This is a genomic window from Amycolatopsis dendrobii, assembly GCF_014145675.1.
Classification (GTDB): domain Bacteria; phylum Actinomycetota; class Actinomycetes; order Mycobacteriales; family Pseudonocardiaceae; genus Amycolatopsis; species Amycolatopsis dendrobii.
Map to the genome: position 1 here is coordinate 516799 of NZ_JACGZW010000006.1, position 10696 is coordinate 527494.

At 68.2% G+C, this 10696-nt stretch carries 9 protein-coding genes; 4 read left to right on the plus strand and 5 right to left on the minus strand.

Translation table 11 applies throughout. From position 1 onward, the window contains the following. The first annotated feature begins 143 nt into the window (after positions 1 to 143). Positions 144 to 1364 carry an MFS transporter gene (locus H4281_RS20500; protein WP_246412155.1) on the plus strand — a complete coding sequence of 407 codons (1221 nt, stop codon included), beginning with the start codon at positions 144 to 146 and terminating at the stop codon, positions 1362 to 1364. A 690-nt stretch (positions 1365 to 2054) separates the two neighbouring features. Here the strand turns inward: H4281_RS20500 and H4281_RS20505 are convergent. Continuing rightward, the gene (locus H4281_RS20505) at positions 2055 to 2225 is read right to left on the minus strand and encodes a hypothetical protein (protein ID WP_182892542.1); all 171 of its coding nucleotides are present in this window, start codon (positions 2223 to 2225) and stop codon (positions 2055 to 2057) included. Between the two features lie 583 nt (positions 2226 to 2808). Here H4281_RS20505 and H4281_RS20510 point away from each other — a divergent pair. Continuing rightward, positions 2809 to 4095 carry a GGDEF domain-containing protein gene (locus tag H4281_RS20510; RefSeq protein WP_182892543.1) on the plus strand — a complete coding sequence of 429 codons (1287 nt, stop codon included), beginning with the start codon at positions 2809 to 2811 and terminating at the stop codon, positions 4093 to 4095. 33 nt (positions 4096 to 4128) lie between these two features. After that, positions 4129 to 4545 (plus strand): VOC family protein, encoded by a 417-nt coding sequence (locus H4281_RS20515; protein WP_182892544.1) that lies wholly within the window; start codon positions 4129 to 4131, stop codon positions 4543 to 4545. A 186-nt stretch (positions 4546 to 4731) separates the two neighbouring features. Here the strand turns inward: H4281_RS20515 and H4281_RS20520 are convergent, their stop codons facing one another. The 4 genes from H4281_RS20520 to H4281_RS20535 form a co-directional block, all read right to left on the minus strand. Next, positions 4732 to 5487, minus strand: a complete 756-nt coding sequence (locus H4281_RS20520; RefSeq protein WP_182892545.1) for an SDR family NAD(P)-dependent oxidoreductase — start codon at positions 5485 to 5487, stop codon at positions 4732 to 4734. Between the two features lie 68 nt (positions 5488 to 5555). Next, positions 5556 to 6398: an SCO6745 family protein gene (locus H4281_RS20525; RefSeq protein WP_182892546.1), complete on the minus strand. Its 843-nt coding sequence runs from the start codon at positions 6396 to 6398 to the stop codon at positions 5556 to 5558. A 93-nt stretch (positions 6399 to 6491) separates the two neighbouring features. After that, positions 6492 to 7508: a S1 family peptidase gene (locus tag H4281_RS20530; RefSeq protein ID WP_182892547.1), complete on the minus strand. Its 1017-nt coding sequence runs from the start codon at positions 7506 to 7508 to the stop codon at positions 6492 to 6494. A 175-nt stretch (positions 7509 to 7683) separates the two neighbouring features. Beyond that, positions 7684 to 8025, minus strand: coding sequence for a GNAT family N-acetyltransferase (locus H4281_RS20535; protein WP_182892548.1), 342 nt, complete (start codon positions 8023 to 8025; stop codon positions 7684 to 7686). 167 nt (positions 8026 to 8192) lie between these two features. Here H4281_RS20535 and H4281_RS20540 point away from each other — a divergent pair, with 167 nt between their 5' ends. Further along, positions 8193 to 10505, plus strand: coding sequence for a terpene synthase family protein (locus tag H4281_RS20540; protein ID WP_182892549.1), 2313 nt, complete (start codon positions 8193 to 8195; stop codon positions 10503 to 10505). Positions 10506 to 10696 lie beyond the last annotated feature (191 nt).

Consider the following 10696-nt stretch of genomic DNA (forward strand, 5'->3'; position numbering starts at 1 on the left):
CATCCACGGACGGCGATCACCCAGTTTTCCACGGACGGCCGGAGCCGGATCCGCGACCCACCCGCGCCAGGCCCGGGTTGCTCCGGGTGGCCGAGTCACGACAGGGTGAGCACATGACCACGACAGCGCCGTCTTTCCGGAGCATGTTCCGGATAGGCGAATTTCGTGCGCTTTGGCTCGCGCACGTGCTGTCGGTGGCAGGTGACCAACTAGCACGAGTCGCGCTGACTGTGTTGGTGTTCAACCGAACGGCCTCCGCGGGCTGGGCCGCTGGGACGTATGCGCTCACCTATTTGCCGGACCTGCTCGGTGGTGCACTCGGCGGGCTCGCCGACCGGTTCCCGCGCCGCACCGTGCTCGTGGTCGCCGATGTCGTGCGCGCACTGCTGGTCGCGTTGATGGCGATTCCCGGCATGCCTTGGCCGGTCGCCGCGGGACTGCTCGTGATCGTGCAACTCGCGGCAGGCCCGTTTCAGGCGGCTCGGCAAGCGGTCCTTCCGGACATGCTGGGCGAGGAGAAACTGGCGACCGGACAAGCGATTCTCTCCTCGACGTACCAGGCGGCGCTGGTGATCGGCTTCGGCGCGGGTGCCGCGGTGGTCGCGTGGCTCGGGGTTTCGGGCGCGCTGTGGGCGGACGCGGTGACGTTCGCGGTGTCGGCAGCCGCGCTGCGCTGGGGTTTGCGGCCGTACCCGGTCTCGAAGGCGACCGAACACGCGCCGCAGTGGGCGTCGTTGAAGGCCGGGTGCCGATTGGTCGCGCGGGACCGGAAACTGCGGTCGCTGCTGGCGATCGCGTGCTGCTGCGGGTTTTACGTCGTGCCGGAGGGTTTGGCGGTGCCAGTGGCCGCGCAACTCGGCGGCACGGGCGTGCTCGGCTGGCTGCTGGTGGCGAACCCGGTCGGGACGCTGCTCGGCGCGTTGCTGATCAGCCGGTTGCCGCGGGCGCGGCAGGTGCGGTGGCTGGGTCCGCTCGCGGTGGCGAGCAGCCTCGTGCTGCTGCCGACCGGCTGGACGCCCGCGTTGCCGGTGGTCGTCGTGGTCTGGACAGTGTCCGGGATGTTCTCCGCGCACGACTTGATCACCCAGGTGCAGTACAGCCTCGCCGCGCCGCCGGAACAACGCGGCCAGGTGATCGGGGTCGCGATCGCGGCGTTGCGAGCGGCGCAGGGCCTGACGATCGCGGCCGCGGGCGCGCTGGCGCTGGCCTTCGCGCCGACGACGGTGGTCGCGATCGCCGCCGTAGCCGGGGCAGGGTGCGCCGCGGTGGCCGGGACCGCATGGGCGCGGGCGGTGCGAGCCGACCGCGAGGTGCGGCCCCGCCGAACTCCCCTCGACGGGGCCACCCCACCTCCCGCGCCGTAATCCGCGGGACGGGTGCGCCGCGGGACTGGCTTCGGTCACGTCCAGTTGTTGTCACGCATGCCCTCTCACCTCCTCGTGGGGCGGGCTGGGGGTCGGTCAGCGGGTCCAGTTGTTGTCACGCATGGCGGGGCTCCCTTCATGGCTCGGTGGGTGATGGACGGCGGGGCTCAGCGAGCCCAGTTGTTGTCACGCATGGCGGCGTTCCCTTCGCGGCTTGATGTGCGGTGGTTGGCGGGGCTCAGCGGGTCCAGTTGTTGTCACGCATCGCGGCAGCTCCTTTCACGGCTCGACGGGCGGTGATCGGCGGGACTCAGCGAGCCCAGTTGTTGTCACGCATCGCGGCAGCGGCTCCCTTCACGAGTTGGCGGGCGGTGGTCAGCGGGCTCAGCGGGTCCAGTTGTTGTCGCGCACGGGACGGTTCCTTTCGTGGCTCGACGGGCGGTGGTTGCCGGGGTTCAGTGGGTCCAGTTGTTGTCGCGCATCGCGGCGACTCCCTTCATGGCTCGGCGGTCGGCGATCGGCGAGGCTCAGCGAGCCCAGTTGTTGTCGCGCACTGCAACGACTCCTTTCGCGATGTCGGCGGTCAGTGATCGCGGGGCTCAGCGGGTCCAGTTGTTGTCGCGCATCGCGGCGACTCCCTTCGCAGCTCGACGGCCAGTAATCAGCGGAACTCACCGAGTCCAGTTGTTGTCACGCACAGCGCTCTCCTTCCTCCTCAGCGATCAGCCAGCGGGCTTCAGCGGTTCCAGTTGTTGTCGCGCACGACGGCAGCTCCTTCCCGAATCGACGGTCGGCGATCAGCAGGTTCAGCGAGTCCAGTTGTTGTCGCGCATGGCAGTTGTTCACCTCCTCCGACTGCATTTCGTTCCGTGGTTTCAGCCGTTTCAGCGGGCCCAGTTGTTGTCACGCACCGCGGCCACCTCCTTTTCGAACGACTCCGATCGGCCGACGGTCCTCAGCGGGTCCAGTTGTTGTCGCGCATCTCGCCGCCTCCTTTCCGCATCCCGGATTCCCTGCTCGGCGCCATTCACCAGTTGTTGTCCCGCACTGTGGGCACCTCCTCTCATCTGCGAAGACCGAAGTCTCGACCTCGAGTCGAGACCGTGAGGGAGACCGAGGTCACCGAAGAGCCGTCCAGTTGTTGTCGCGCACTGTCGTCACCTCCGTTTCAGAGTCGCGCCTTCGGCGGTTTTCGCACGTCATCGCCGGTAGGCTGGTCACCGAAAGTGGCCATGGGGGTCCAAAAGGGACCCTCGTGGATCCCCTGGTCCGGCCCGGATTCGGAGCAGTCGGCCGCTACTCACAGTGGCCACCTCCCCTCGCCGGCCGTCTGGCGCTGGGCTGTCCGGGCGAAATCGCCCCGGTGCTTCCCAGAGTCCGGACGACAGGCAGCACACAACGCGCCTCGTCGTTTACCGTAGAAGCCAATCGGGTGAGGTGAAGAGTGCGCGGACGAGTTGCCGGGTGGTTCACAGGCTGGCGCCTATGGCGGTTGCCCTCTCACGTCCGCATGTACGTGCTGCTGGTGAACGTCGTGGCAGTGGGCACCACCCTCGCCACCGCGTGGCTCGCGCCAGTGCGTCAGATCGACCTGATCCGCTTTGGGGTTCTCGCCGTGTGCGCGGCGCTGGCGATCGAGGCGACCCGGCACATCGAACGGCAGCGCGAGTACAGCCGCGCGCCCACAGTCGCGTACGTCGACACCAAGGCCGTGTGGAGCATCGCCGCCGTGGTGGCGTTGCCCGCGATCCTCGCCTCGGCGATGGTCGTGCTCACCTACGCCGTCGCGTGGTGGCGGATCTGGCCGCGTGAACGGCCGGTTCTGCCGCACCGCTGGATCTTCTCCTGCGCGTCCGTCCTGTGCGGAACGCAAGCCGCCGTCGCGGTACTCGCGCTCGGGATGCACGAATACCCCGGGGTGCTCGCCGACGGCTTCGGGCCCGGCCTGGTCGACCTGATCGTCTTCGTGCTCGCCGCCGGACTGCGCTGGGCGATCAACACCGCGCTCGTCATGGTCGCGATCGCGCTGTCGAGCCCGCCGCGGTCGTTCGCCGACCTGTTCTCCGGCTTCGGCGACCAGCTTCTCGAAGCGGGCGCGATCGGCCTCGGCCTGGTCACCGCGGCGCTCCTGCTGCTCGCCAACCCGCTGATCCTGGCGGGCGTCGTGATCGCGCTCGTGGCACTGCACCGCGGGCTGCTGCTCACCCAGTTCCAGCGCGACGCGCGCACCGACGTCACCACCGGGCTGGCCACCAAACGCTGGTGGCGCACGGTCGCCGAGCGCTACCTCGAACGCGCGCGGGCGAACCAGGACAGCGTCGGCGTGCTGCTGCTCGACCTCGACCATTTCAAGGCGATCAACGACACCTACGGCCACCCCACCGGCGACCTGGTGCTGCGCGAGATCGCGCTGTCGCTGCGCGACGAAGTCCGCGAGCAGGACGTGTGCGGCCGCTGGGGCGGCGAGGAGTTCGCGATCGCGCTGCCGGACATCCCGAGCGCCGAGCACCTCGGCCACATCGCCGACCGCATCCGGCGGCGGATCCCGCAGGTGGTCGTCGCGCTGCCGGATCAGGATTCGGTGATCAGCGACCTGACCGTCTCGATCGGCTGCGCGCTGTACCCGGCGAAGCACCTCTCCAGCGTCGACGACGTGCTGGTGGCCGCCGACGCCGCGCTCTACCGGGCCAAGCAGGCAGGCCGGAACCGGGTGGAGCTGGCGAGCGCTTGACCGCCTGCTCGGGCCCCCGCTAGAACTCGTCTCATGGACTGGACTCTCGAGGTCGTCGTCGTCCCGGTCACCGATGTGGACCGGGCGAAAGCGTTCTACGTGGACCAGGTCGGCTTCCACCTCGACCACGACATCAACCCGGGACCGGGCCAGCGCCTCGTGCAGCTGACGCCGCCGGGATCGGGCTGTTCGATCGTCCTGGGCAAGGGCATGGTCCCGGACATGCCGCCGGGGTCGCTGAAGGGTCTGCAACTGGTCGTCGCCGATGTGCGGAAGGCCCGCGAGGAACTGGTCGAACGCGGCGTCGACGTCGGCGAGCTCCAGGTCTACGGCTCGGATCCGGGCACCGGGGCGCTGGAAGACCTCGACAACATCGGGTTCATCCACTTCGCCGATCCCGACGGCAACAGCTGGTCAGTCCAGCAGATCTCCGCCCGCGCCAAGAGGTAGCCCGGAGTCGCCGCGCTGCGGCAACTGGTTCTCGTACCGCAGTAGCTCGTGGTTCGTGGCGCGGCGACAGGGGCGGGCGCCTGGATGCTGTTCAAGACCGAGCCTTCGCATTCGGCCGAATCCGCAGCACCCGCCCTCCCGGGCCGAGGTCCGGCGTCTCCGTCTGTCGCGTTTGTACTCGTCCGCCTAGTCCACCAGCGCGCCACAGCTGACGTTCACCGTCGCGGCGGTCATCGTGCGGGCTCGGTCGGACGCGACAAACGCCGCTACCGCACCGACATCGGCCAGCGTCGCGGTGCGGCCGAGCATGGTCGGCTCGGCGAGTTCCGCGGTGAGTTCCTCGGCTCCGGGGAAATCCGCGGGGAGCGTTTCCGGGACACCGCCGGTCCGGAGGGTCACGGTGCGCACGCCGTACCGGCCGAGTTCGGCGGCGAGTTGCCTGCGCATCGCTTCCAGCGCGGAGAAGCCCACTTGCAGGCCGCCGACCGCGTGGTTGCGCACCGGGTCGCCGTCGCCGCCGAAGAGGAGGACGACGCCGTTGCCTTGGCGTTTCATGTGCCGGCCCGCTGCACGCATGGTGAGGAATGTGGTGCGCACGCCGTTGACCACCGGTTGTTCGTAGTCGGCCAACGACATCTCGACCATGGGGGTCCCCTGGACGTCGCCGTGGCTGATCACGTTCACCGAGATGTCGAGACTGCCCGCGGCTTCGACGACCGCGTCGGCATGGGCGTCGACGGACTTCTCGTCGAGCGCGTCGACTACGGCGACGTCGGCGGTGCCGCCAGCAGCGCGGATGTCGTCGGCGACTCGGTCCAGCTTCTCGCGGGTGCGTCCGGTGAGGAAGACTCGCGCGCCTTCCTCGGCGAACGCTCGAGCGAACGCGCCGCCGATTCCTCCGCCGGCGCCGTACACGACCGCGTTTTTGCCTTCGAGCAGCATCTTCCGGGCTCCCTTCTCGTGCCTGTCACCAGTGCGTCGAGCGGGGAACCGGGGAATCGACATCGTGCTCAGGGACGTTTCGCGCCCATCGGATTGGGGATGGGAACACCTCCCCTGTCGATGATCCGCCGGCTGAGCGGGACTGCCAGTTCCAGCACCCGGTCGACGCCTGCCGGGCCCAGTGCGTCGAGCGGGGCGGCGGCCAGCCGGTCGGTGGTTTCTTCGATGGTGCGGCGGACTTCCGCGCCTGCTGGGGTCAATCCGCCAGCGTCGAGCAGGCCGTGCTCGACCAGTTTTTCCGTTGCCTCAGACCATTCTTCGTCAGTCCACCCTCGGGTGCGCTGGACTTGCTCGCGACCGGTGGCTCCGGTGGCGATGTGCGTGAGGGTGGTTTCCAGCCCGCTCAGCCCGGAGGCGACGGCGGCCAGGACGTGGCCGTCACCGCGATGTTCGCGCAGGACAGCAGTCGCCAGCCACAACCGGGCCAGCGGCCGGTCGGGACGAGGCACCGCGGACCAGGCCGCGGCGAGCGGACGGGCGTCGAATCGGCAGGCTGCGACGGCTTGTTCCAGCAGCGTCACCAGTTCGTCCACAGTGTCCGGACCGAGCAGCCGCGTCAGTGCCGCTTCGACCGCTTCCACTCGGGTGCGCAGCACGTCGGCGGGAGAAGCGAACGTCCACGCGTCCGGCAGCGCTCGCTCGACCATCCGCGGCGCGAACCCGAAGAACATCGACGTGACCGGTTCCGGTCCGATCGGGCCGAGTGGCGCCGCCCGGCCCGCGAAGTAGCCCATCCACCAGCCGCGCAGGCCGACGTCCTTCGCCGCCGCGGCGGGTTCCGGGGCGAAGTAGACGACTGCGTGGAGGGGTTCTATGGCTGTCCAGAGGTCTCGGGCCGGGTTCGGCTTCATGCGGGGAACTCTAAGCCCCGGGTACGACAAAACCGCCGCGCGAAGAAGCCCGCCGCCCCGAAAGCGGGACGGCGGGCCGTGGAGCTGAAAGCCTCAGGCGAGCTCGAGGCCGTAGGACTGCAGTTCCAGGGTCAGCGGGTAGAAGTAGCTGGTCTGGGTGTCACCGCCGGAGAGGGTGCCGAGGCCCTTCTCGCCGTCGTACGCCGGGCCGCCCGAGTCGCCGTGGTCGGTGTGGGCGGTGGTGCCGAACTCGTGGTTCAGGACGCCGACGTCGAAGTTGACCGACTCGTCCACCGAGGTGACCTCGCCGCTGCCGCCGCCGGTCGTCTGGCCCATCTTCTGGATCTGCTCGCCGACGGTCGGAGTGCCCGCGCTGCTGATCTTCTGGCCGGTGTTGATCGCGCCGTCACCGGTGCCGTTCGGGCGGGTCAGCAGGCCGGAGTCGGCTCCGGGGCAGTCGCTTTCGACGACCTGGGCTCCGGAAACGTCGCCGCCGGACCAGGTGCCGCCCTCGTTGGTGCAGTGGCCCGCGGTCAGCATGTACGGCTGGCCGCCCTTGGTCACGTTGAAGCCGAGCGAGCAGGTGAACTGGCCGTTGTTGATCGAGTCGCCGTCCGCGATATAGGTGGACAGCTTGCCGGAGCGGTGCTCGACGCGCGCCGCGTCGCCCAGCTTCGCCGCGGCCGCCGCGACCTTGTCCTTCGTGGCCTGGGACGCCGAGTCGTAGATCTTCACCACGACCTGGTTGGTCTTGGTGTCGATGCCCCACGACGTCTGCGGCACGTTCTTGACTGTGTCCATCTGGTTCTTCGCGCCGGTGAGCGCGGTGAAGCTGTGCTTGACGAGCTTCGTCGCGAAGCCCGCGGCCTCGGCCTTCTCCTGCGCCGCGGCGTCGGTGACGTTCAGCACCGCCTTGCCGCGTTCGAGGTAGATGCCGCCGTTTCCGGCGCCGAGCGTGTCGGCGACCTGCGTCGCCTGGGTGATCGCCTGTGCCTGCATCTGGGCGAACGCCATCGGGCTTGCCGAGGCGGCGTTCACGCACATGCCCGCGGTCAAGGCCGCGGCCGACAGTGCGGTGAATCCCGCGACGAGCGTCTTCCGGGAAGTCATGGATCTTCCTCCAGGTGGGCTGAAACCGACCGGTGGGACGCCCCACACTTTTGTTGCCCGGCAACCAACGCGAAACCGACGAAGGTTGGTTAATAACCAAAAAATGCGGACCAATCGGACACCGCTGCGCCGTTCGGGCCACCTGGAATACCCCGAACGGCGCTGCTGACCTGCGTCAGTGCTCTCCTGGCCAGCGGACGTGCCCGGCGTAGCCCTCATTCTTGCGCAGGTACCCGGCGATGAACGGGCACACCGGAACGATCACGCCGCCCCGCGCGACGACGTCGTCCAGCGCGGCCTTCGCCAGCACCTTGCCGAGCCCGCGACCGCCGAACTCGTCGCCGATTTCCGTGTGCGTGAAAACGGTTTCAGTGTCCTTCGGCGTGAACTCGGCGAAGCCGGCGAGTTTGCCGTCCGCATACACTTCGTAGCGGTTTTCGCTGTCGTTGCGGGAGACCCGGGGCTCTTCCTCGCTCATCTTCGGCTCCTCGTTGGTCGGCGCCTCGATCTCCACCATCGAGCGACGCGGATGTACTCAGCGCCCATCAAAACAGCCCTCGCCCTCGGCCGCATGAGCGATGCGCCACGACCGCGGGAGTGGCGTGCCCGCGCGGGCCTTCCGCCGCGCCGGTGCGGTCTGTTTGCCTCGTGGTGTCGGTACCCGCGACCGCGAGGGGAGCCCGCGTGCAGCCGTTCGTCCTGCCCGAGTTCTATCTGTCGTACCCGGCCCGGCTGAATCCGCACCTGGACGGCGCGCGGAAGCACAGCAAGGCGTGGGCGTACACGATGGACATGGTCGACGTGCCCCAGCACGGCACCGTCATCTGGAACGAGCACGACCTCGACTCCCACGATTACGCCCTGTTGTGCTCCTACACCCATCCCGACGCCGCCCCGCGGGAACTCGACCTCGTCACGGACTGGTACGTCTGGGTATTCTACTTCGACGACCACTTCCTGGAACTGTTCAAACGCACCGGCGACATCGAACACGCACGCGATTACCTCGACCGGATCGCGCGTTTCATGCCCGCCGAAGGCGAAATCACCGAAACCCCGGAAAACCCCGTCGAACGCGGCCTGACCGACCTGTGGAACCGCACCGTCCCGCACCGGTCAGCGGCCTGGCGGCGACGCTTCCGCGAAAGCACCCGCAACCTCCTCGACGAATCTCTCTGGGAACTGGCCAACATCAACGAAAACCGCGTCGCGAACCCCATCGAATACGTCGCCATGCGCCGCAAGGTCGGCGGCGCACCCTGGTCCGCGAACCTGATCGAACACTCCCTGAACGCCGAGGTGCCCGACGAAATCGCGGCGAAACGCCCCATGGAAGTCCTCCGCGACTGCTTCGCCGACGCCGTGCACCTCCGCAACGACCTCTTCTCCTACCAGCGCGAAGTCGAGGACGAAGGCGAACTGTCCAATAGTGTTCTGGTCTTCGAAAAGTTCCTGGGCTGCACCACCCAAGAGGCCGCGGACGCGGTAAACGACTTGCTGACGTCGCGCCTGCATCAATTCGAACACACTGCCCTGACCGAAGTTCCCGCCCTATTCGACGAACACGGCGTGCAACTACCCGGACGAGCCGAAACCTTCGCCTACGTCAAAGGCCTGCAAGACTGGCAATCCGGCGGACACGAATGGCACCTGCGCTCCAGCCGCTACATGAACAAAGGCGCCCTGGACGCCCGCGGCGGCCCGGAATTGCTCGGCGGCCCGTCCGGCCTCGGCACCTCCGCCGCCCGGATCTTCCGCTCCATCGCCACTACCGCCCCGCAACGCACACGGGCTTTCACGCACCAACCGCACGAACAGCTTGGCCCAGTCACTCTGCCCTCTCTGCCCTTGCCTTTCGCCTTGCGACTCAGCCCGCAGCTAGCCGCGGAACGCAAGAAAATCGCCGATTGGCCTCGCCGGATGGGCATCCTGTCCGAGGGAATCTGGGACATCGTCCGCCTGCGCGCGTCCGACGTGCCGCTGGCCACCGCGGGCCTCTGCCCCGACGCGCCTGCGGAGCAGGTGTCCCTTACCAACGACTGGCTCACCTGGGGCACCTACGCCGACGACTACTACGCGGAGGTCCTCGCCCACGACCTGCCCGCCGCCAGGCTGACCACCGAACGCCTCAAACTCTTCATGCCCACCGACGGAGAACCTCCGCCCCCACCGCAAACCGCGCTGGAAACCGGCTTGGCGGACCTGTGGCAACGCACCACCGGCCCGCTGAGCCCCGCCGAACGCGAAGCCTTCCGCGCGACGGTCGAGTCGATGATCGACGCCTGGGTGTGGGAAGTGGCCGGCCAGGTCCAAAACCGCATACCCGACCCCATCGATTACGTCGAAATGCGCCGCCGCACCTTCGGCTCCGACCTGGTGACCAGCATCAGCAGGCTGACCAACAGCCGCACCGTGCCTAAGGAAATCCACCGGAACCGAGTCATCGAAGCACTGGAAGACTCCGCCGCCGACTACGCTTGGCTGATCAACGATTTGTTCTCCTACCGCAAGGAAATCGAGTACGAAGGCGGCCTGCACAACGCAGTGCTGGTGGTGCGGTCCTTCCTGGACGTCGGGCAAGACCGAGCCATCCGCATCGTCGCCGACCTGGCAGAAGCACGACTCGCCGAGTTCCGCCACGCAGCAGACGTAGGCCTGCCCGGCCTCTTCGCCGACTACGGCCTGGACGCGGAAGCACGCGACACGCTCACCGGCTACGCGGACCTGCTGAAGAACCTGATGACCGGCATCGCGAACTGGCACCACGAAAGCGCCCGGTACACGGACGAGGAACTAGACCGAGTCCGCGACGTACCGGTCACCGCCGAACCGAGCGAGCCGACAAAACCCCCGGCCGCCAAAGCCATGGAACACCCAGGCTGCACCGGCACCCCATACGTCCCGATCGACGCGAAACCCCGCCTCCGCCTGACCGCAACCGGCCTCGGCACCAAATCCCTGCACATCCCGGCCCCAGCCAACTCCACCCCGCACTGACGAATGCCGTGAGGGGCCCCTGAGGAACGCTGACTCCCTGGGGTGCCCCTCACGACCAGCCACCGGTCGTGAGGGGCCCCTTCCCGGACTTGGATTCCCTCAAGGACCCCTTCACAGACCGCCGCCCAACACCCGCCCGGATGCGCCCCAATGTGGCATTGGGTGCGCCACACGCACCGAACGCCACATTG

What these genes read in the sequence shown, in the direction of transcription:
- H4281_RS20515 (WP_182892544.1), top strand. Translation starts at nt 4,129, where the DNA reads ATGGACTGGACTCTCGAGGTCGTCGTCGTCCCGGTCACCGATGTGGAC.
- H4281_RS20530 (WP_182892547.1), bottom strand. Translation starts at nt 7,508, where the DNA reads ATGACTTCCCGGAAGACGCTCGTCGCGGGATTCACCGCACTGTCGGCC.
- H4281_RS20500 (WP_246412155.1), top strand. Translation starts at nt 144, where the DNA reads ATGTTCCGGATAGGCGAATTTCGTGCGCTTTGGCTCGCGCACGTGCTG.
- H4281_RS20520 (WP_182892545.1), bottom strand. Translation starts at nt 5,487, where the DNA reads ATGCTGCTCGAAGGCAAAAACGCGGTCGTGTACGGCGCCGGCGGAGGA.
- H4281_RS20535 (WP_182892548.1), bottom strand. Translation starts at nt 8,025, where the DNA reads ATGGTGGAGATCGAGGCGCCGACCAACGAGGAGCCGAAGATGAGCGAG.
- H4281_RS20505 (WP_182892542.1), bottom strand. Translation starts at nt 2,225, where the DNA reads ATGCAGTCGGAGGAGGTGAACAACTGCCATGCGCGACAACAACTGGAC.
- H4281_RS20525 (WP_182892546.1), bottom strand. Translation starts at nt 6,398, where the DNA reads ATGAAGCCGAACCCGGCCCGAGACCTCTGGACAGCCATAGAACCCCTC.